We start from the raw sequence: 22,575 nt of genomic DNA on the forward strand, positions 1-22,575 counted from the left end.
TTTTTTTTGGCCAAAAAGTTTGCACAAACTAAATAAAGACTTAAATTTGCACTCGCTTTACAGCACTGCTGGTCTATGGTGTAATGGTAACACTACGGTTTTTGGTGCCGTCTTTCTAGGTTCGAGTCCTAGTAGACCAACAGAAAAGTCTCTCAGAAATGAGAGACTTTTTTTTATTTAAAAAAGTTTGCTTTAAAATTTGCATAAATTAAATAAAGTTTTAATTTTGCACCCGCTTAACCGCACTGCTGGTCTATGGTGTAATGGTAACACTACGGTTTTTGGTGCCGTCTTTCTAGGTTCGAGTCCTAGTAGACCAACAGAAAAGCCTCTCAGAAATGAGAGGCTTTTTTTTATGCTTTAAATTTAGGTTTTTTAGCGCAAAGCACACAAAGGTATGTGCAAAGTGTGCAAAGGTATTTTATGATGAAGGCAAAGTTCTCAAGGCTTTATGTGTCTTGTTTTAAATATAGCCTGTGGTTTCAACCACGGGAGGTTTATTGTGGAAAACCTATTGAAGGTCTATTTATGATTTAAAGAAGAAGGAACGATTCCGAATTTCTTTTTAAATGAAAAGGAAAAATGCGAAAGATCTTCAAAACCAACACCAATGTATACTTCTGATGGCGGATTTCCTTGGCTGATTAAATAATATGCTTCTTGAAGTCTTTTGTTTAAAAGCCATTTCCCGGGTGTTTGCTGAAAAACTTTTTGAAAATCTCTTTTAAATGTGGCGAGACTTCTTCCCGTTAAATAAGCGAATCGTTGCATTTGTACATTGAAATGGAAGTTTTTGTTCATAAATGCTTCTAAGTCAATTTTTCCAGGCTCGTTAAAATCGAATAAAATGTCTTTTAATTCTGGATTTACTTTTAATAAAAGATGAATAGCTTCTTTGATTTTTAAATTGAACAAAGTTTCGTTATTCTCTTCTTCAACTTCGAGATAAGATAGTAGCGATTCCATGAAAGATTTGTAGAGAGGGTTGGGAGCCAATGAAAACATGGCGTCTGTATCGGCTTTTTTATCGGCTTTCAAATTGTACTCCTTGCTGATTTCTCTTAAAATTTCCTGATCCAAAAAAAGAGAAATGGTTTTGAATTCTCCTCCTTCTGGTGGAATCTTAGTGAACTTTGCCAAATGATTTCTTCTGCTAAAACGAAAATCTCCAGGTTTGGTATGAAAAGTGTTTTTGCTGTCTGAAGCGATCATTTCGCCAGAAATCTGATAGCTAAAAACATGTTCGGGTATAAAATGCTCACCTTCCCGACTGCGTGAGTAGTAGCAAGAGTAGAGGATTTTTGGTTTTGTATTTGGTTTTATGCTCATATTGTAAAAATACTAAAAGATCTGGAAATCTTTATGCATAAAGATTTCCAGATTGATGTTGATTATTTTGGCTGAATCAATGCTCTTGGCTCTAAGTATGCTTCTAGGCCAATTGTTCCGAACTCGCGTCCGATTCCAGATTGTTTAAATCCGCCAAAAGGAGCCATCGGATCGTGGCTGATTCCATTAACTTGTACGCGACCAGCATTAATTTGCGAAGCGACATTATAGGCTCTTTTTGAATCTGATGAACTTACGTATGCTTGTAATCCGTAAGTGGTGTCATTGGCGATTTCAATTGCTTCCTCTTCCGTTTTATAAGTGATAATAGATAGAACAGGGCCAAATATTTCTTCTTTTGCAATGCGCATTTGATTGTTTACGTTTGTAAAGATTGTTGGTTTAACGAAATTTCCGTTTTCTAATCCTTCTGGTTTTCCTAATCCGCCTATCAGTATTTCTGCGCCTTCATTGATTCCGATCTGAATATAATCTTGAACACGATTGTATTGTTTTTCGCTAACCATTGGCCCAACTGCGGTATTTGGATTTTTAGGATCTCCAACAATAAAGTTTGAGGCTGTTTCTTTTATAAGAAGTTTTACCTCGTCTAATCTGTCTTCTGGAATTAATAATCTAGTTCCGGCAATACAGGCTTGTCCGCTATTCATAAATGCTGCTCCAAGCGCAAGCGGAATGGCTTTTGAGAGGTCAGCGTCGTCTAGAATAATGTTTGGAGATTTTCCGCCAAGTTCAAGCGTGACTCTTTTCATAGTGTTGACAGCTTCTTTTGCAATTATTTTTCCGACGTTTGTAGATCCTGTAAAAGATATTTTGGCGATATCTGGGTTTCTGCTTATTTCTGCGCCGACAACTTCTCCTAATCCATTTACGATGTTTACTATTCCTTTTGGGAGTTGTGCGTCATGTAAGCATTCTGTCATTAATTGTGTTTGTTGCGCGCTCATTTCGCTAGGTTTTATAACGGTTGTGCATCCCGCAACAATTGCTGTTGCTAGTTTGCTAGAAATAAATCCGTTGCTGGAATTCCATGGGATTATGATTCCAACAACGCCGATTGGAGTCATTTGAACTTCGGATTGTCCCATTGTTTTGATAAAATCGTAGCTGTTTAGTAGGTTAATTGCTGAGTCGAATCCTTTTAGCATGTATTCATAACTTACTGATGCAAATTGAAATGTTCCTCCATATTCTTCGACCATTATGTTTACAAAATCGGTTTTTCTTTTTTCAATAGAAGATTTGATGTTTTTAAGGTGTTGGATTCTTTCTGAGGCTGTGGTTTTTGAAAAAGTTTTGAAAGCATTTTTGGCTGCTTCAATTGCGTTTTGAGTGTCTTCTGTGTTTCCTAAACGGACTTTTCCTAATTTTTCATTTGTTGTAGGGCTGATAAGATTGAAATATTCTGTTCCCTTAGGAGTAACAAATTCTCCATTAATGTAAATTTTGTCTATTGTTTTCATATTGTTGTTTTTAATGAATTTTTATTTGACAAATTTCTGCATTAAATGGATTTACGGTTTTGTTGAAAAGCTCAGTTAAACTTTGTTGAAAAGCTCATTTTTTTTGCATAAAAAAAGCTTCTCGCTGGAGAAGCTTTAAGAGAAAATAATTATGTTAGATTTTTAATGTTATAACGGGTTTAACAGCATGATTAACCAAGCCTTCGCTAATGCTTCCGTTAAAGAAATGTGCGAAACCAGTTCTGCCGTGTGTGCACATTCCGATAACATCGGCGTTTATTCTGTTAGAGAAATTTATAATTCCTTTTTCAATATTGGTGTCATTATAAATTTGGGTGGTGTAATTGGTGATGTTAAATTCTTCTACAAAATCATTCATTGCTTTTTCGCTCACGTGAGTTGGTTTGAAGCTGTTGGGTGTGCAAATGGTAACCAAATGCAGTTTTGAATCAAATAACTTGGTGAAGTTTAAAAGTTTTTCAAATGGTTTTTTTGCTTCATCAGAAAAATCAGAAGCAAAAACAATATCGGAAGCATTAAAATTTGGAATGTTTTTCTTGATGACTAAAACAGGAATTTCTGAGTTTCTAACTACTTTTTCTGTGTTGGAGCCTATTAAGAGTTCTTCAACACCAGAAGAGCCATGGGAGCCCATTATAATTAGGTCAATATCGTAGTCTTTGCTTATTTGTGTTATTCCGTGTATGGGTTTGTCCATTTTTACAATTTCAGTTACCGGAATTCCTTCTAGATAACTTTTAGAAGCAACTTCGTCTAGCGTTTCGTTTGCTTTCTTCATAAAAAGCATGGTTTCGGGGATGCTGGTCCCGCCCATTATAGCATCGTTTGATTGCTGTGGCAATTCAAGCATGTGGAGAAGAATGAGTTCAGAATTGTTCTTTTTTGCGATTTGAGCGGCAACTCTTAAAGCGTCTTCTGCATGTTCTGAGAAGTCGGTAGGTACTAAAATTCGTTTCATGATTTTGAGGGTTAAAAAATATGAATAATTCTATGTTTTAATGCTATTATAAAGATACGGAATTATTTTAGAGCAATCAATTTATTTGATTTATAAAAAAAACACTATATTTGCACTGTTATTTATTAAAATCTAAATAATGAGGGGACTAAGTGTCCCCTCTTTTTATAAAATTATGACATTTAAAGAAAAAGTAAACGGATTAATTACGGAAGCTCTTCTGGAAAAACCATCAGTCTTTTTGGTTGATTTGGCAGTTTCGGATTCTTTTAAAATTAGTGTTGGTTTAGACGGAGATAATGGAGTAGCGCTACAAGACTGTATTGACATTAGTCGTGCAATCGAGAATAATCTAGATCGTGAAGAGCAGGATTTTTCGCTAGAAGTAGCATCGGTTGGAGTAGGAACTCCTCTTAAAATGATAAGACAATACAAGAAAAATGTTGGTAGAACGTTGATTGTTACCACAAATACGGAAAAAATAGAAGCAGAATTAGTAGAAGCTAATGATGTTTTTATAATTTTGTCTTGGAAAGCAAGAGAACCGAAAAAAGTAGGAAAAGGAAAAGAAACAGTTCAAAAAGAGCAACAAATACCTTATACAGAAATTAAAGAGGCAGTTGTTACGGTAACATTTTAATTTTAATTAAAAAATTCGCATGGAAAATTTAGCATTAATCGATTCATTCTCAGAGTTTAAAGACAATAAACTTATTGATCGTGTAACGCTTATGGCAATTTTAGAGGACGTATTTAGAAATGCATTAAAGAAAAAATACGGTTCAGATGAAAATTTCGATATCATTATTAATCCTGATAAAGGAGATATGGAAATTTGGAGAAGAAGAGTAATTGTTGCTGATGAGGATCTTGATTTTGAAAATGAGGAAATTACATTGACTGAAGCAAGAAAAATTGAAGCGGATTTTGAAATTGGTGAAGAGGTTTCTGAAGAAGTAAAGTTGATTGATTTAGGAAGAAGAGCTATCTTAGCGCTTCGTCAGAATCTTATATCTAAAATTCACGAACACGATAATACAAATTTATACAAACAGTTTAAAGATATTATCGGGGATATTTATACAGCAGAAGTGCACCACGTACGTCCTAGAGTAGTTATCTTGGTTGATGATGAAGGAAATGAAATTGTGCTTCCAAAAGAAAAACAGATTCCTTCAGATTTCTTCCGTAAAGGAGATAATGTTCGTGGAATTATTGAAAGCGTTGAATTAAAAGGAAACAAACCTCAAATTATTATGTCTAGAACTTCAGAGAAGTTTTTAGAGAAATTATTTGAGCAAGAAATTCCAGAAGTTTTTGACGGTTTAATTACGGTGAAAAATGTAGTTCGTATTCCTGGTGAAAAAGCAAAAGTAGCTGTTGATTCTTACGATGATAGAATTGATCCAGTTGGAGCTTGTGTGGGAATGAAAGGTTCTCGTATTCACGGAATTGTTCGCGAATTAGGAAATGAAAATATTGATGTAATCAATTATACAAACAATATTCAATTATTTATAACAAGAGCTTTAAGCCCTGCCAAAGTTTCTTCAATCAAAATCGATGAAGATAACAAACGAGCTGAAGTGTTCTTGAAATTAGAAGAGGTTTCTAAAGCAATTGGTAGAGGTGGTCACAATATCAAACTAGCAGGTCAGTTGACAGGTTATGAATTAGATGTTATTCGTGAAGGAGATGTTGCCGGTACTGTTGCAGATGAAGACGATGTTGAATTAACAGAGTTCTCAGATGAGATCGAAGAGTGGGTAATTGAAGAGTTTGCAAAAATCGGTTTGGATACTGCAAAAAGTATCTTGAAACACGACGTAGAAGATTTAGTAAGAAGAACAGACTTAGAAGAGGAAACGATTCTAGATGTTATGAAGATACTAAAAGAAGAGTTTGATAATTAAGCAATAGCTTACATCTGCTCTAACAACACAACGAAAAAGGTAATAATAAAAAGGTTATATGTCTGAAGAGAGAGTAATAAGAATAAACAAGGTTTTAAGGGAATTAAATATTTCGTTAGAAAGAGCTGTGGATTATCTAAAAGATAAGGGAATTGCTATTGATGCAAATCCAAATGCAAAAATTTCTGATAGCGAATTTAATATCCTTCAAAGCCAATTTGCGGGCGATAAGGGGAATAAGGAGGCTTCTAAAGAGGTTGGAGAAGAGAAAAGAAAGGAAAAAGAAGCATTGCGTGTAGAGCGTGAGAAAGAAATTGAAGACAAACGCAGACAAGAAGAAGAGCGTCAAAAACAGCAAGAAATAATTAAAGCGAGAGCGGTTGTTTCGGGACCTGTACAAGTTGGTAAAATTGACTTAAATCCAAAAAAACCTGCGATTACTCCTTCTGAGGAAACAGCTAAGGTTGAAGAGCCAAAAGTTGTTGCTGCGCCTGTGCAGCCAGAAAAGCCTGTTCAAAATAAAACAGTAAAATCTGAACCAGTTGTTTCAACTCCTGTTTCTGAAACTAAAAAAGAAGAACCTATTATTACTGAGAAAAAAGAAGTTAAAGCAGAATCTAAAGTTGCTCAGGAGCCTATCGTGTCTACTGATCCAACAACTTCAGAGGAAACTATTACGACTCAATATCAAAAGCTTACAGGAACTACTCTTACAGGTCAAACAATTGATTTATCTCAATTTAATAAACCTAAGAAAAAGAAAGAAGATCCTAAAGCGGCTCAGAATAAACCTGGAGCTCCTGGAGTTGGCAATAATAATAACGCAAATAAAAATAAGCGTAAAAGAATTGGTCCAAAACCGGGTACGCCTGGTGCGCCAAAACCTGCTACGGGTAATGCGCCTGGTACGCCAAATCCAAATAAGCCTGCTCAAGGTAATAATGGCGGAGGTTTTAATGCTAACAGAAGCCAAAGACCTGGTTTTGTAAAAGGAAACCGTCCTGCAATTGTGGCTAAAGTTGAGCCAACAGAAGAAGAAGTAAAAAACCAAATTAGAGAAACTCTTGAAAAACTTCAAGGTAAAGGAGGAAAATCTAAAGCGGCAAAATATAGAAGAGATAAAAGAGAAACGCACCGTCAGAAATCTGATGATGAGCAAAGAGCTCTTGACGAAGGAAGTAAAACAATTAAAGTTACAGAGTTCGTTACGGTAGGTGAAATTGCTATCATGATGGATGTGCCGATTACTAAAGTAATTGGAACTTGTATGTCTCTTGGTATCATGGTTACCATGAACCAGCGTTTAGATGCTGAAACATTAACAATTGTTGCTGACGAGTTTGGTTACGACGTTGAATTCATTACAGTAGATATCGAAGAAGCGATTGAAGTTGTAGAAGATAGAGAAGAAGACTTAGTAACAAGAGCGCCAATTGTGACAGTAATGGGTCACGTTGACCACGGTAAAACATCTTTACTAGATTATATCCGTAAAGAAAATGTAATTGCTGGTGAGTCTGGAGGTATTACTCAGCACATTGGAGCGTATGGAGTTACTTTAGATAATGGGCAAAAAATTGCATTCTTAGATACTCCGGGTCACGAGGCGTTTACCGCGATGCGTGCACGTGGAGCTCAAGTTACCGATATCGCTATTATCGTAGTGGCGGCGGATGATGATATCATGCCACAAACAAAAGAAGCAATTTCTCACGCACAAGCTGCGGGAGTGCCAATTATATTTGCGATCAATAAAATTGATAAACCAAACGCGAATGTTGATAAAATTAAAGAGCGTTTGGCTGGTATGAATTTACTTGTTGAAGATTGGGGTGGAAAAATTCAGTCACATGATATTTCTGCAAAAGTCGGAACAGGGGTTAAGGAATTGCTAGAGAAAGTTTTATTAGAAGCAGAGATCTTAGATCTAAAAGCAAATCCAAATAAAGCGGCTCAAGGAACTGTTGTTGAAGCTTACTTAGATAAAGGAAAAGGATATGTTTCTACAATTTTAGTACAACAAGGTACTTTGAAAATTGGAGATTATATGTTAGCTGGTAAACACCATGGTAAAGTAAAAGCAATGCATGATGAAAGAGGGCATACTATTTTAAGTGCTGGCCCTTCGACTCCGGTATCTGTTTTAGGTTTAGATGGAGCTCCAACAGCGGGTGATAAGTTTAATGTATTTGAAGACGAAAAAGAAGCAAAACAAATTGCATCTAAACGTTCTCAATTAATGCGTGAGCAGTCAGTTCGTACACAAAGACATATTACACTTGATGAGATTGGACGTCGTATCGCTCTTGGTCAGTTTAAAGAATTGAACGTAATTCTTAAAGGAGACGTGGACGGTTCTGTTGAAGCATTATCAGACTCGTTCTCTAAACTTTCTACAGAAGAAGTTCAAATCAATATTATACATAAAGGAGTTGGTGCGATTACAGAAACTGATGTTAACTTAGCTTCTGCATCAGACGCGATCATTATCGGATTTAACGTTCGTCCTGCTGGAAATGCTAGACAGCTTGCAGATAAAGAAGAAATTGATATCCGTTACTATTCTATCATTTATGCGGCAATCGATGACTTGAAAGATGCGATGGAAGGAATGTTAGCGCCAGAGATGAAAGAAGAAGTTTTAGGTAATGCAGAAATTCGTGAGATTTTCAAAATTTCTAAAGTCGGTTCAATTGCTGGATGTATGGTAACGGACGGTAAAATCTTGAGAACTTCTAAAATTAGAGTTATTAGAGATGGAGTTGTTGTTCATACTGGTGAATTAGTTGCCTTGAAGCGTTTCAAAGACGATGTGAAAGAAGTAACTAAAGGTTACGATTGTGGTATCCAAATAAAAGGATTTAATGATATCGAAATTAATGACGTTATCGAAGCTTATCACGAAGTAGCAATCAAGAAGAAATTGAAATAAAATTCAATTCATATATTTAAAAGTCCCAATGAAAATTGGGACTTTTTTGTTGGTTAAATTTTAGATTGAAATTAATGAGTAATGATTTATTAGAAATATGTATTTTAGTTTCTCTTAATTTAAAGTGTTGAATTAAAAATAGCGAAATATGAAAAAAGGATTTTATTCGATGATTTTATTTGTGTGTTTTTCCGCTTTGTCTTTTGCACAAGATGCTGTAGAAAAAGCAGCGCCGCCGAAAGGGGAAGCGTTGGTGGGAGATTATTATGGAGAAAATATTTCGAACGCTCTGGTAGCAAAAGCGATTACAGTTGAAGAGCTAGGGCAAGATTTAAAAGTTGTAAATAAATTGGAAAATGTTGCTGTAAAGGGAGAGGTTTTAGACGTCTGTCCTAAAAGAGGCTGCTGGGTGAGTGTTAAGACGGAAGACGGGACGTCTTTCTTTGTTAAAATGAAGGATTATGCTTTTTTTGTGCCAACTGCATTAAAAGGTAAAAATGTGATTTTGGAGGGCAGTGTGGAAAGAAAAGTTACTTCGGTCGAAGAGTTGAAACACTATGCGAAAGATGCTAAAAAGACAAAATCGGAGATTGAGGCTATTAAAGCACCGAAAGAAGAAATTCGTTTTTTAGCTAGTGGAATTAAAGTGGTAAACTAGGTTGAAATGCAGGGATTAATATTGTTTTAGAAATTAAAGTGATTTATAGCTGATCGATCCTAATTTGATTATTGATGGGGTTGTCCAAGTTGTGTTAGAAACAAAAAAGCGAGATGTAAATCTCGCTTTTTTGTTTCTTGTAAATTACTTCCCTGGTTTAAGTAAGAAAACACTTTTATATCTTTTTTTGATCTCTGCCAAATTTCTTTCAGCTTCTATTCTGGTTTTAAAATTTCCAACAATTACTTTGTAATTTGGAGTGCTGAAAATGATTGTTCCGTCAATATCTGAGTTTTCTCTTTTGAAATCCGATAACGTTTTTTTTGCTTCATCGCTTTTGCCGCTAAAGATTTGGATTCTGTAAGTGTCGTTTGTATTTATTGACGTGTTAATTTTGCGTTTCTCGTTTAGTAATTGCTCAAATTTAGGATCTTGATTCAGTGTTAAATTTTGGTCTTGAGCATTAATATTGTGTGCGAAAGCAATCGTTGTAATTGTTAATAAAAGGCTTTTTGAAGGACTTAAAATTCTCATAATGTGATGGTTTTTATGCAAAAATACTATTTAAAGTTTGAGTGTGAAATTTTAATATTATTTAGAATTGATATAAATTGATAATTAAGACTATTTTAAGGTTTTGAGAATAGTTCATAAGTCGTATTTTTGTGCAAGTTTTAAAAGAGGGTATAGGTTTTTGCTGGATTTAATACAGAAAAAATCATACCAAAAATTAGTAGACAATTATTTATACTATATGAAAAAGGTGGGTAACCATAATTCGATCTCAAGAAAATTGCTGTTTGGCTTATCGCTAACGTTAATTTTCTCCCTAACTTCATTTGCTCAAGATGCTGCTGCTCCGGCGGCGCCTGAGGCTGCTGCGGCTGCTCCAGCTGCAGGAGGCGGTGATCCAGTAAAAGGGAAAGAACTTTTTAATGCAAATTGCGCTGCATGTCACAAATTAGATGCTAAATCAACTGGTCCTGCTTTAAGGGGAGTTGCTTCTAAGCATGATATGGCTTGGATTTACAAGTGGGTGCATAACAGTTCTGACATGATTAAGTCAGGTGATGCTGTTGCTGTTAAACTTTTTGAGGAAAACAACAAAGCAGTAATGACTTCGTTTCCTCAATTGTCTGAAGGAGATATTGATAATATTATAGCTTATACTTCTGAGCCTAAGGCTGAACCAGCTGCGGCTGTAGGAGGTGCTGCAACTCCTCCTGGAACAAATGTTCAGGATGGTGCTATTTCAAATAACATTATTTTAGGAGCGCTAGCTCTTGTAATGGCTATTTTGGTTGTGATGTTGTTTATGGTAAACAAGGTTTTAACTAAAGTTGCAAACAAAAACGGTATTGAGGTTGCTTCAAAAGAAGAAAGACTTCCAATCTGGAAAGCTTTCGCTAAAAACCAATTCTTGGTTTTAGTAACTGCAATCTTCTTGCTTTTGGCTAGTGGTTATTTTGTTTACGGATACCTGATGCAAGTAGGTGTAGATCAGAATTATGAGCCAATTCAGCCAATTCACTACTCTCACAAAATTCACGCTGGTGATAACGAAATCAATTGTAAATATTGCCACTCTGCTGCTCGTGTAAGTAAAACAGCTGGTATTCCTTCTTTAAATGTTTGTATGAACTGTCATAAAAACATTTCAGAGGTTGCTGAGACTACTGCTACTCCTGAGTACAGCAAAGCATTCTACGATGCGCAAATCCAAAAATTATATGACGCTGTTGGATGGGATAAGACTAAACAAGCTTATACTGGAAAAACAATGCCAGTAAAATGGGTTCGTATTCACAACTTGCCTGACTTCGTTTACTTCAACCACTCTCAACACGTTACTGTTGCTGGTATTGAATGTCAAACTTGTCACGGGCCAGTACAAGAATTTGAAATCATGAAGCAATACTCTAAATTAACAATGGGATGGTGTGTTGATTGCCATAGAAAAACTGATGTTAAGATGGAAGGTAATGCTTACTATGACAAAATTCATGCTGAACTTTCTAAAAAATACGGTGTAGAGAAATTAACTGCAGCGCAAATGGGAGGTTTAGAGTGTGGTAAATGCCACTATTAATCGATTTATTAAGATTTTAATATATATATACAATGTCATCAAACAAAAAATACTGGAAAAGTGTTGAGGAGCTAGAAAATAGCTCTATTGTTGAGGCGCTTAGAAATAACGAATTTGTTGAAGAAATTCCTACTGATGAGTTTTTAGGTAATGCTGAGGCTTTAGCTACATCAGGAACTTCACGTCGTGACTTTTTAAAGTACGTAGGGTTTAGTACGGCGGCTGTAACATTAGCTGCTTGCGAAGGTCCGGTTCACAAGTCTATCCCTTATGTATTGCAACCAGAGCAAATCATCCCTGGTGTTGCGGATTATTATGCAACTACAGTTTTTGATGGATTTGATTTTGCTAATCTTTTGGTGAAAACTCGTGAGGGTCGTCCAATTAAAATTGAAAACAATACAATTGCTGGAGCTAAATTTTCTGCGAATGCTAGAATTCATGCCTCTATTTTAGGTCTGTATGATAGCGCTCGTTTGAAAGAGCCAAAAGTAGATGGTCAAAATTCTTCTTGGTCAGCTGTAGATTTGAAAATCAAATCTAGTTTAGCAGATGCTAAAGCTAAAGGTGGTCAAGTAGTATTATTAACTAATACTTTAGCAAGTCCATCTACAGAGAAATTAATTGGAGAGTTTATTGCAAAAAATCCAAACGCTAAGCACGTTGTATATGATGCAGTTTCTTCATCTGAAGCTTTAGATGCTTTTGAAGCTGTTTATGGTCAAAGAGCTTTAGTAGATTACGATTTTTCAAAAGCTTCTTTAATTGTATCTGTTGGTGCTGATTTCTTAGGAGACTGGCAAGGTGGAGGATATGATACTGGATATGCACAAGGACGTATTCCGCAAAACGGAAAAATGTCTCGTCACTTTCAGTTTGAATCAAACATGACATTGTCTGGAGCTGCTGCTGATAAGCGTGTTCCAATGACTGTAGCTGCTCAAAAGCAAGCTTTAGTTCAAATTTATAATATTGTTGTAGGTGCTTCTATTCCTGTAGCTTTAGAAGGAAACTTTAAAACTGAAGTAGTAAAAGCTGCACAACAGCTTAAAGCTGCTGGTTCAAAAGGAGTTTTAGTATCTGGAATTGAAGATAAAAATGCTCAATTATTGGTTTTAGCTATCAATCAAGTATTGGCTAGTGAAGCTTTTAGTACTGCTGGAGCAAGACAAATTAGAAAAGGTTCTAATGCTGCAGTTGCACAGTTAATTAAAGATTTGAATGCTGGAAGTGTTCACACTTTAATTATGAGCGGAGTTAATCCTGTTTACACTTTAGCTGATTCAGCTTCTTTTGTATCTGGATTGAAAAAAGTTAAAACATCAGTTGCATTTTCATTAAAAGAAGATGAAACTGCATCAATTGTTTCGATTGCTGCGCCAGCTCCTCACTATTTAGAGTCTTGGGGAGATTTAGAGCTTACAAGTGGAACATATAGCTTAACTCAGCCTACAATCCGTCCTATTTTTAATACAAAACAATTTCAAGATATTTTATTGTCAGTAAACGGTACTGCTGGTACTTATTATGACTACTTAAAAGCAAATTCTGGAGCTTACACTGCAGGTGCTTCTTGGAATAAAGTTTTACACGACGGTGTTGCTGTTTTAGGAACTTCAGCATTATCTGGAGGAGCTATTGATGCTGCTACTGCTGCAAATGCTGTTGCAAAATCTAAATCTGCTGGTGAATTCGAATTAGTATTATATACTAAAACAGGATTAGGAGATGGACAACATGCTAACAACCCTTGGTTGCAAGAGTTTCCAGATCCAATCACAAGAGTTTCTTGGGATAACTATGTAACAGTTTCTAATGCTGATGCTAAAAAACTTGGTTTATCAAACGAAATTGTTGCAAACGGAGGTTTGAATGGTAGTTATGCTACTATTACTGTTGACGGAACTAAATTGGAAAATGTTCCAGTTATCGTTCAGCCAGGTCAAGCAGTTGGTACTTTAGGACTAGCTCTTGGATATGGACGTAAAGCAGCTCTAAAAGAAGAAATGCAAGTAGGTTTAAATGCTTACGCTTTATATAAAGGTTTCAATAATGTTCAATCTGTATCTATTGCAAAAGCTGGAGGAGTACATGAGTTTGCTTGTGTTCAAGGTCAGAAAACTTTAATGGGTAGAGGAGATATTATTAAAGAAACTACTTTAGAAATATTCAATACTAAAGATGCTGAACATTGGAATGAAAAACCAATGGTATCTTTAGATCACCAAGAAGTTGAGGCTACTACTGTAGATCTTTGGGAATCATTTGATCGTACAACTGGTCACCACTTCAACCTTTCAATTGACTTAAATGCTTGTACTGGATGTGGAGCTTGCGTTATAGCTTGTCACGCTGAAAACAACGTTCCTGTTGTAGGTAAATCAGAGGTAAGAAGAAGCCGTGATATGCACTGGTTACGTATCGATAGATACTATTCTTCTGAAAGTACTTTTGAAGGTGATAATGAAAGAAAAGAGGGAATTGCTGGTTTATCTAGTTCATTATCTACATTTAATGAAATGGAGAAAGCAGGAGATAATCCTCAAGTTGCATTCCAACCTGTAATGTGTCAACACTGTAACCACGCACCTTGTGAAACAGTTTGTCCTGTTGCTGCAACTTCTCACGGTCGTGAAGGTCAAAACCATATGGCTTACAACAGATGTGTTGGTACTCGTTACTGTGCAAACAACTGTCCATATAAAGTACGTCGTTTTAACTGGTTCTTATACAACAAAAACAGCGAGTTCGATTATCATATGAACGATGATTTAGGACGTATGGTTCTTAATCCAGACGTTAACGTACGTTCTCGTGGTGTTATGGAGAAATGTTCTATGTGTATCCAAATGACACAAGCTACTAAATTAAAAGCTAAAAACGAAGGCCGTCCAGTTAGAGATGGTGAATTCCAAACAGCTTGTTCTAGTGCTTGTTCTTCAGGAGCGATGATATTTGGTGATGTAAATGATAAAGAAAGTAAAGTTGCTAAATTAGCGGCTGACGAAAGATCATACCACTTATTAGAGCATGTAGGTACAAAACCTAATGTGGTTTACCATGTTAAAGTTAGAAATACTTAGTAAAATTATTAATTAAGAAACAATATAAAGGATTATGTCGTCTCACTACGAAGCACCCATTAGAAAACCTTTAGTTATTGGTGATAAATCTTATCACGATGTAACTGTAGATGTAGCTGCACCTGTTGAGGGGCCTGCAAACAAGCAATGGTGGATTGTATTTTCAATCGCATTAATAGCCTTCCTTTGGGGGTTAGGTTGTATAATTTACACCGTATCTACCGGTATCGGAACATGGGGATTAAATAAAACAGTTGGCTGGGCTTGGGATATTACTAACTTCGTTTGGTGGGTTGGTATTGGTCACGCCGGAACATTAATTTCTGCGGTATTATTACTTTTCCGTCAACGTTGGAGAATGGCCATCAACCGTTCTGCTGAAGCTATGACTATTTTCTCGGTAGTTCAAGCAGGTCTTTTCCCAATCATTCACATGGGACGTCCATGGTTAGCATACTGGGTATTACCTATTCCAAACCAATTTGGATCATTATGGGTAAACTTTAACTCACCTTTACTTTGGGACGTATTCGCGATTTCAACGTATCTTTCAGTATCATTAGTTTTCTGGTGGACTGGTTTATTACCTGACTTTGCAATGCTTCGTGATAGAGCTATCACACCATTTAATAAAAGAGTTTATTCTATCCTAAGTTTTGGATGGAGCGGTAGAGCAAAAGACTGGCAACGTTTTGAAGAAGTATCTTTAGTATTAGCTGGTTTAGCTACTCCACTTGTACTTTCTGTACACACGATTGTATCTATGGACTTTGCTACTTCTGTAATTCCTGGATGGCATACAACAATTTTCCCTCCATACTTCGTTGCTGGAGCGGTTTTCTCTGGATTCGCGATGGTAAACACATTGCTTATCGTTATGAGAAAAGTATCTAACCTTGAAGCATACATCACATTACAGCATATCGAGTTAATGAACATCATTATCATGATTACTGGATCTATCGTTGGTGTTGCTTACATCACTGAGTTATTCGTAGCTTGGTATTCAGGTGTAGAATATGAGCAATATGCATTCTTAAACAGAGCTACTGGACCTTACTGGTGGGCATATTGGTCAATGATGACATGTAACGTGTTCTCTCCTCAGTTTATGTGGTTCAAAAAATTAAGAACTAGTATCATGTTCTCATTCATCATTTCGATTGTAGTAAACATCGGTATGTGGTTTGAAAGATTCGTAATTATTGTTACTTCTTTACATAGAGATTACCTTCCATCTTCTTGGACAATGTTCTCACCAACATTTGTTGATATTGGAATTTTCATTGGAACAATTGGTTTCTTCTTCGTATTGTTTTTATTATACTCTAGAACATTCCCTGTAATTGCTCAGGCAGAGGTTAAAACAATTTTGAAAGGAACAGGAGATAATTACATTAGAGAAAGAGCAAACAGTAAAGATTCACATCATGAGTAATAAAGTTATATACGCCATTTATAATGACGATGACGTTTTGATGAGTGCAGTAAAGAAAACTAGAGCTGCTCATCATCATATTGAAGAGGTTTTTACTCCATTTCCGGTTCACGGATTGGATAAAGCCATGGGATTAGCACCAACAAGATTAGCAATATGTGCTTTTTTATATGGATGTGTTGGTATTTCTGTTGCAACAACTATGATGGGGTACATCATGATTCATGACTGGCCACAGGATATTGGAGGTAAACCAAGTTTTAGTTTCATCCAAAATATGCCATCTTTCGTGCCAATTATGTTTGAGATGACTGTATTCTTTGCAGCTCACTTAATGGTAATTACTTTTTACATGAGAAGTAGATTATGGCCTTTTAAAGAAGCTGAAAACCCAGATGTAAGAACAACTGATGACCACTTTTTAATGGAGGTTGCTGTAAATGATAACGAAGCTGAGTTAGTTTCTTTCTTTGAAGGAACTGGAGCTGTTGAAGTTAAAGTAATAGAAAAGAATTAATTGTAGCTATGAAAAGGATATATAAAATAACACTTTTAGTTGGTATAACTATTTTAGTTTCATCTTGCCACAATAATTCGGCACCGAACTATCAGTATTTCCCAAATATGTATGAGTCTGTTGCTTACGAGCCATATTCAGAAGCAAAAATATTTAAGGGAGGAAAAGAAGGACAGCTTCCTGTTGCAGGAACTATCAATAGAGGTTTTGAACCTTATGAATATGAAAATTCAACGGCTGGTTATGAATTAGCAAAAGCTAATCTAAAATCACCATTGACAGAAGAAGAGAAAAACTCTGGAAAAGGGAAAGAACTTTTCGAAATTTACTGTATCAGCTGCCATGGTGCAACTGGAAACGGTAAAGGTAAATTGGTTGAAAGAGAGAAATTTCTTGGAGTACCTAGCTATAAAGACAGAGAGATCACTGAAGGAAGTATTTTTCATGTTGAGACTTATGGTTTAAATGCAATGGGTTCACATGCAAATCAATTAAGTGCTCACGAACGTTGGTTAGTTGCTGACTATGTTCTGAAACTAAGAAGCCAATTATAATTGTTGAACAAACTGATCGTAATAGATATGTATACATTTTCAAGTAAATTAAAAACTTTTTCTATCATCTTAATGGCCGTTGGTTTATTAGGAATTGGGTATGGTTTTTTAAGTGCACCAAAAGATATTCAAGAAGTTGAAAAAATACTAGCTGCAGATGAACATGGTTCACATGGTGCTGCACATGAAGAAAAAGCGGAGGCATCTCACAAAGAAGCAGGTCATCATGAAGCTGCTGAAGCTGCACATGGCGCTCACAAAGGAGCTGCACATGCTGAAGTTTCTGGTGCAAATGAGCACGAAAAACATTTAGAGCACGTATTGCACCAATTGCAAAATAAGCCTTGGTCTGCCGTATATGTAGCTTGTATTTTCTTTTTGCTGCTTTCAATGGGAGTTTTAGCTTTTTATGCTATCCAACAAGTTGCTCAAGCAGGTTGGTCTCCAGTTTTGTTTAGAGTTATGCAAGGTATCACAGCTTATTTACCTGCTGGTTCTGTTATCTTCTTTATCATCTTAGTTTTATGCGGATTACACTTCAATCATATCTTTGTTTGGTTAGGTGAAGGTGTAACAGATCCTAAAAACGCTAATTATGATGCAATTATTGCTGGAAAATCTGGCTATTTGAACTTTCCTTTCTGGATCGTAAGAGCAGCTATCTTTTTAGGAGGTTGGAATTTATACCGTTATTTTTCTAGAAAAAACTGTTTAGCTCAAGACGAGGCAAATGATGATCTTTACTACAAAAAGAACTTCAAAGCTTCTGCTGGATTCTTAGTATTCTTCATCGTTTCTGAGTCTATCATGGCTTGGGATTGGATTATGTCATTTGACCCACACTGGTTTAGTACATTGTTTGCTTGGTATGTATTTGCTTCTTTCTTCGTAAGTGGTATTACAACTATTGCATTAGTAACAATTTATTTAAAATCTAAAGGATATTTAGAGTATGTAAATACAAGTCATATCCATGATTTAGCTAAGTTCATGTTTGGTATTAGTGTATTCTGGACTTATTTATGGTTCTCACAATTTATGTTGATTTGGTACGCTAACATTCCAGAAGAGGTAACTTATTTTGTAACAAGAATTCAATTATATAACCTTCCTTTCTTTGGAGCGGTTGTTATGAACTTTGTTTTCCCATTATTAATATTAATCAATACTGACTTTAAACGTCTTAACTGGGTTGTTGTTATGGCTGGTATTGTAATATTATTAGGTCATTATGTTGATTTCTTTAATATGATTATGCCTGGTACTGTAGGAGACAAATGGTTTATTGGAGTTCCTGAAATTGCATCGATTCTTTTCTTCTTAGGTCTATTTATATTTGTTGTATTTACTGCATTAACTAAATCTCCTTTGCTTGCAAAAAGAAATCCTTTCATCGAAGAAAGTAAACATTTTCATTATTAATATTTAAAGAAGTAAACAGATGACAAGTTTGTTGGTAATTATAGTTTTAGTTTTATTAGCGGTTGCATTATGGCAATTGACGAAGATATTCGATCTTACTCAGGTAGGAACTTCTTCGGATGATTCTCAAGTTGCATCTGATAATGATAATAATATTCAGGGATATATTATGTTTGGCTTTTTAGCTTTCATTTATATATTTACTATTTATGGTTTACTAAAATGGGGTAATTTGGCACTTCATACTCCTGCTTCTGAGCATGGACTTTTAGTAGATAATTTAATGAATATTACTTGGGTTTTAATCTTTATTGTTCAAGTTATTACACAAGGTTTGCTTTACTGGTTTTCTTTTAAAAATAGAGGAAACAAAGATAGAAAAGCATTATTCTTTGCTGATAGTAATAAATTAGAGGCAATCTGGAGTATTATTCCATCTGTTGTTTTAGCTTGTTTAATTCTTTATGGATTATATGCTTGGAATAACATCATGTTCGTTGATAAAGATGAAGATGTAATCGAAATCGAATTATATGCTCAGCAATTTAAATGGACAGCTAGATACGCTGGACAAGACAATGTTTTAGGAAAAGCTAACGTACGTTTAATCGAAGGAGTAAATACATTAGGAGTTGATATGTCAGATCCTAATGCTCAAGATGATATTGTAGTTTCAGAATTGCATATCCCTAAAGGTAAAAAAGTTCACTTTAAAATGCGTTCTCAGGATGTATTGCACTCTGCTTACTTCCCTCACTTTAGAGCACAAATGAACTGTGTTCCTGGTATGGTTACTGAATTTGCTTTTGTTCCAACTTATACTACTGCAGAATATAGAGAGTTGCCATTTATGGTTGAAAAAGTTGCACACATCAACAAACTTAGAGCTGAAAAAAGTGCTGAGTTAGTTGCAAAAGGAGGTACAGCTTTGGATCCTTACACATTTGATTATTTATTATTATGTAATAAAATTTGTGGAGCTTCTCACTACAACATGCAAATGAAAGTGGTAGTTGATTCTCCAGAGGATTACAAAAAATGGTTAAGTGAGAAAACTACTTTAGCTCAAGATATTAAAGCAGCTGCTGCTGCTGAAAAACCAGCTGAAGGAGCTGCACCAACTACAGATACTGCTGCAAAAGTAATTGACACTGTTAAAACTGTTGTCGATACTGTTAAAGCGGCTGTAGCTAAAGTTGCGATGAAATAATATTATTAAGAAAATTTAAAGTACAAATATATGTCAGCAGAAGCGCACGGTCACGATCACGGACACGATCACGAGCACGAACATCATCATAAAGACACGTTCATTACTAAATATATTTTTAGTATTGATCATAAAATGATTGCTAAACAATACTTGATTACTGGTATTGTTATGGGAGTAATTGGGATTGCAATGTCCTTGCTTTTTAGAATGCAATTAGCGTGGCCAGAAGAGTCTTTCAAAATATTTAATGTTTTATTAGGAGATAAATTTGCACCTGATGGTGTAATGGCAAATGATATTTATCTGGCTTTAGTTACAATTCACGGTACCATCATGGTATTCTTTGTACTGACGGCAGGTTTAAGTGGAACGTTTAGTAACTTATTGATTCCGCTTCAAATTGGAGCACGAGATATGGCATCTGGATTTATGAATATGATTTCATACTGGTTGTTTTTCTTATCTGCAGTTGTAATGTTATGTTCATTATTTGTTGAAGCTGGACCAGCATCTGCAGGATGGACAATTTACCCTCCTTTAAGTGCATTGCCACAAGCAATTCCAGGATCAGGAACAGGTATGACATTATGGTTAGTATCTATGGCTATTTTCATCGCATCTTCTTTGATGGGATCTTTAAATTACATTGTTACTGTACTTAACTTAAGAACTAAAGGAATGTCTATGACAAGACTTCCTCTTACAATCTGGACATTTTTCGTAACAGCTATTATTGGTGTTATTTCATTTCCAGTTTTATTATCTGCTGCTTTATTATTGATTTTTGATAGAAGTTTTGGTACTTCATTCTTCTTATCTGATATCTATATTGCAGGAGAGGTTTTACACTACCAAGGAGGTTCTCCAGTATTGTTTGAGCACTTATTCTGGTTCTTAGGTCACCCTGAGGTTTACATTGTAATCTTACCAGCGATGGGACTTGTTTCAGAAATTATGGCTACAAATGCTCGTAAACCAATTTTCGGTTACAGAGCGATGATTATGTCAGTTCTTGCAATTGCATTCTTATCAACTATCGTTTGGGGTCACCACATGTTTATTTCAGGTATGAATCCTTTCTTAGGATCTGTATTTACTTTTACAACTTTATTGATTGCAATTCCATCTGCTGTAAAAGCATTCAACTGGATTACAACTTTATGGAAAGGTAACTTACAATTTAACCCTGCAATGTTATTCTCTATCGGAATGGTTTCTACTTTCATCACTGGAGGTTTAACCGGGATCATTTTAGGAGATAGTACACTAGATATTAACGTTCACGATACATACTTCGTAATTGCTCACTTTCACTTAGTAATGGGTATCTCTGCACTTTATGGAATGTTTGCTGGTATTTACCACTGGTTCCCTAAAATGTACGGAAGAATGTTAAATAAAAACTTAGGTTATATTCACTTCTGGGTAACTGCAGTTTGTGCTTATGGAGTTTTCTTCCCAATGCACTTTATCGGATTAGCTGGTTTACCAAGACGTTACTATACAAATACTAATTTCCCATTATTTGATGATTTACAAAATGTGAATGTTTTAATTACAACATTTGCTCTTGTAGGAGGTGCATTCCAGTTAGTATTCTTATACAACTTCTTTAGCAGTATTTTCTACGGTAAGAAAGCAGTTCAAAATCCTTGGAAATCTACAACTTTAGAGTGGACAACTCCAGTTGAACATATCCACGGTAACTGGCCAGGAGAAATTCCTCATGTATATCGTTGGCCGTATGACTACAGTAACCCTAATCATGATGTAGATTTTGTTCCTCAAAATGTACCAATGAAAGAAGGTGAAGAAGTTTTACACCACTAAAAAAATAATCAAAGGCTGTCAGAAATGACAGCCTTTTTTGTATAGTTAAAATTTTAATCGTTCAGATTAACTGTTTTACAAACTGATTAGTTTATATATCTTTGTGGGATGAATGAAAATCTCGATCCTACTACTAAAGGATATAACTCAGAAGAGTTAGATCTTGAAAAAAGATTACGTCCGCTGTCATTTGATGATTTTGCCGGACAAGATCAAGTTTTGGAAAATTTAAAAGTTTTTGTTGCCGCAGCTAATCAGCGTGGGGAAGCACTTGATCATGCTCTTTTTCATGGTCCTCCGGGTCTTGGGAAAACTACTTTGGCTAATATTTTAGCTAACGAATTACAAGTTGGTATCAAGATTACTTCTGGTCCAGTATTGGATAAACCTGGTGATTTGGCTGGTTTGCTAACAAACTTAGACGAAAGAGATGTTTTGTTTATTGATGAAATCCATAGACTTAGTCCTGTTGTTGAAGAGTACTTGTATTCTGCGATGGAAGATTTTAAGATTGATATTATGATTGAATCGGGGCCAAATGCCAGAACGGTTCAAATTAATTTGAATCCTTTTACTTTGATTGGTGCAACAACGAGATCAGGATTATTAACTGCTCCAATGCGCGCCCGTTTCGGAATATCTTCTCGTTTACAGTATTACACGACCGAGCTTTTAACTACTATTGTTGAGAGAAGTGCTTCTATTTTAAAGATGCCTATTGATTTAGAAGCGGCGATTGAAATTGCGGGTAGAAGCCGAGGTACACCTCGTATTGCAAATGCTTTATTAAGACGAGTTCGTGATTTTGCCCAAATTAAGGGAAATGGTAGAATTGATATAGAAATTTCAAGATATGCCTTAAAAGCACTTAACGTAGATGCTCACGGTCTAGATGAAATGGATAATAAAATATTATTAACTATTATTAATAAATTTAAAGGTGGTCCAGTAGGACTTTCAACTTTAGCAACTGCTGTTAGTGAAAGTAGCGAAACGATCGAAGAAGTATATGAACCTTTTTTAATTCAAGAAGGATTTATTATGCGAACACCTCGAGGTCGAGAAGTTACCGATAAGGCTTACAAGCATCTTGGTAAAGTAAATATAAATAATCAAGGGGAGCTGTTTTAATAC

17 protein-coding genes and 2 tRNA genes are annotated in these 22,575 nt (G+C 35.5%); 15 read left to right on the forward strand and 4 right to left on the reverse strand.

What is annotated here, in order from left to right:
- Window positions 1-69: 69 nt before the first annotated feature.
- Both PQ463_RS21125 and PQ463_RS21130 read left to right on the forward strand, forming a co-directional pair.
- Window positions 70-140 (forward strand) — tRNA-Gln (locus tag PQ463_RS21125).
- Between the two features lie 109 nt (window positions 141-249).
- Window positions 250-320: transfer RNA gene (locus PQ463_RS21130), tRNA-Gln, on the forward strand.
- Window positions 321-522: 202 nt separating this feature from the next.
- Here PQ463_RS21130 and PQ463_RS21135 read toward each other — a convergent pair.
- From PQ463_RS21135 to PQ463_RS21145, 3 genes are all read right to left on the reverse strand, one after another.
- Entirely contained in the window at window positions 523-1,329 is an 807-nt protein-coding gene (locus PQ463_RS21135) for a helix-turn-helix domain-containing protein (protein WP_274255360.1), read from the reverse strand.
- A gap of 62 nt (window positions 1,330-1,391) precedes the next feature.
- Window positions 1,392-2,813: an aldehyde dehydrogenase family protein gene (locus tag PQ463_RS21140; protein ID WP_274255361.1), complete on the reverse strand. Its 1,422-nt coding sequence runs from the start codon at window positions 2,811-2,813 to the stop codon at window positions 1,392-1,394.
- A gap of 154 nt (window positions 2,814-2,967) precedes the next feature.
- Window positions 2,968-3,792 (reverse strand): universal stress protein, encoded by an 825-nt coding sequence (locus tag PQ463_RS21145; RefSeq protein ID WP_274255362.1) that lies wholly within the window; start codon window positions 3,790-3,792, stop codon window positions 2,968-2,970.
- Window positions 3,793-3,967: 175 nt separating this feature from the next.
- On the opposite strand from PQ463_RS21145, the gene rimP reads away from it, so the two are divergent.
- The 4 genes from rimP (at window position 3,968) to PQ463_RS21165 (ending at window position 9,295) form a co-directional block, all read left to right on the forward strand.
- Window positions 3,968-4,432, forward strand: a complete 465-nt coding sequence (gene rimP, locus PQ463_RS21150) for a ribosome assembly cofactor RimP (protein ID WP_162536295.1) — start codon at window positions 3,968-3,970, stop codon at window positions 4,430-4,432.
- A 19-nt stretch (window positions 4,433-4,451) separates the two neighbouring features.
- The gene (nusA, locus tag PQ463_RS21155) at window positions 4,452-5,705 is read left to right on the forward strand and encodes a transcription termination factor NusA (protein WP_095927936.1); all 1,254 of its coding nucleotides are present in this window, start codon (window positions 4,452-4,454) and stop codon (window positions 5,703-5,705) included.
- 58 nt (window positions 5,706-5,763) lie between these two features.
- On the forward strand, window positions 5,764-8,637 hold the full coding sequence (gene infB / locus PQ463_RS21160) for a translation initiation factor IF-2 (RefSeq protein WP_274255363.1): 2,874 nt from the start codon (window positions 5,764-5,766) through the stop codon (window positions 8,635-8,637).
- A gap of 148 nt (window positions 8,638-8,785) precedes the next feature.
- Window positions 8,786-9,295: a DUF4920 domain-containing protein gene (locus tag PQ463_RS21165; protein ID WP_274255364.1), complete on the forward strand. Its 510-nt coding sequence runs from the start codon at window positions 8,786-8,788 to the stop codon at window positions 9,293-9,295.
- 144 nt (window positions 9,296-9,439) lie between these two features.
- Here the strand turns inward: PQ463_RS21165 and PQ463_RS21170 are convergent, their stop codons facing one another.
- The gene (locus PQ463_RS21170; protein ID WP_111368026.1) at window positions 9,440-9,829 is read right to left on the reverse strand and encodes an SPOR domain-containing protein; all 390 of its coding nucleotides are present in this window, start codon (window positions 9,827-9,829) and stop codon (window positions 9,440-9,442) included.
- Between the two features lie 220 nt (window positions 9,830-10,049).
- Between PQ463_RS21170 and PQ463_RS21175 the strand changes: the two genes are divergently transcribed.
- From PQ463_RS21175 to ruvB, 9 genes are all read left to right on the forward strand, one after another.
- Entirely contained in the window at window positions 10,050-11,384 is a 1,335-nt protein-coding gene (locus PQ463_RS21175) for a c-type cytochrome (protein ID WP_274257984.1), read from the forward strand.
- 32 nt (window positions 11,385-11,416) lie between these two features.
- Window positions 11,417-14,467: a TAT-variant-translocated molybdopterin oxidoreductase gene (locus tag PQ463_RS21180; RefSeq protein WP_274255365.1), complete on the forward strand. Its 3,051-nt coding sequence runs from the start codon at window positions 11,417-11,419 to the stop codon at window positions 14,465-14,467.
- 34 nt (window positions 14,468-14,501) lie between these two features.
- Window positions 14,502-15,905 (forward strand): NrfD/PsrC family molybdoenzyme membrane anchor subunit, encoded by a 1,404-nt coding sequence (gene nrfD, locus PQ463_RS21185; protein WP_008466839.1) that lies wholly within the window; start codon window positions 14,502-14,504, stop codon window positions 15,903-15,905.
- Complete coding sequence (locus PQ463_RS21190; RefSeq protein ID WP_111379238.1) at window positions 15,898-16,422, forward strand: DUF3341 domain-containing protein; 525 nt, start codon at window positions 15,898-15,900, stop codon at window positions 16,420-16,422. The genes nrfD and PQ463_RS21190 overlap by 8 nt, the downstream gene beginning before the upstream one ends.
- A gap of 8 nt (window positions 16,423-16,430) precedes the next feature.
- Window positions 16,431-16,976: a c-type cytochrome gene (locus PQ463_RS21195; protein ID WP_111379237.1), complete on the forward strand. Its 546-nt coding sequence runs from the start codon at window positions 16,431-16,433 to the stop codon at window positions 16,974-16,976.
- 27 nt (window positions 16,977-17,003) lie between these two features.
- Complete coding sequence (locus PQ463_RS21200; protein WP_274255366.1) at window positions 17,004-18,398, forward strand: quinol:cytochrome C oxidoreductase; 1,395 nt, start codon at window positions 17,004-17,006, stop codon at window positions 18,396-18,398.
- Window positions 18,399-18,417: 19 nt separating this feature from the next.
- A complete protein-coding gene (locus PQ463_RS21205) occupies window positions 18,418-19,608 on the forward strand; it encodes a cytochrome c oxidase subunit II (protein WP_274255367.1) in 1,191 nt (396 codons plus the stop codon).
- 30 nt (window positions 19,609-19,638) lie between these two features.
- Window positions 19,639-21,441 carry a cytochrome c oxidase subunit I gene (locus PQ463_RS21210; protein WP_111368034.1) on the forward strand — a complete coding sequence of 601 codons (1,803 nt, stop codon included), beginning with the start codon at window positions 19,639-19,641 and terminating at the stop codon, window positions 21,439-21,441.
- A 108-nt stretch (window positions 21,442-21,549) separates the two neighbouring features.
- Window positions 21,550-22,572: a Holliday junction branch migration DNA helicase RuvB gene (gene ruvB / locus PQ463_RS21215; RefSeq protein ID WP_274255368.1), complete on the forward strand. Its 1,023-nt coding sequence runs from the start codon at window positions 21,550-21,552 to the stop codon at window positions 22,570-22,572.
- Window positions 22,573-22,575: the final 3 nt, after the last annotated feature.

The organism is Flavobacterium sp. KACC 22763, from assembly GCF_028736155.1.
Lineage (GTDB): Bacteria > Bacteroidota > Bacteroidia > Flavobacteriales > Flavobacteriaceae > Flavobacterium.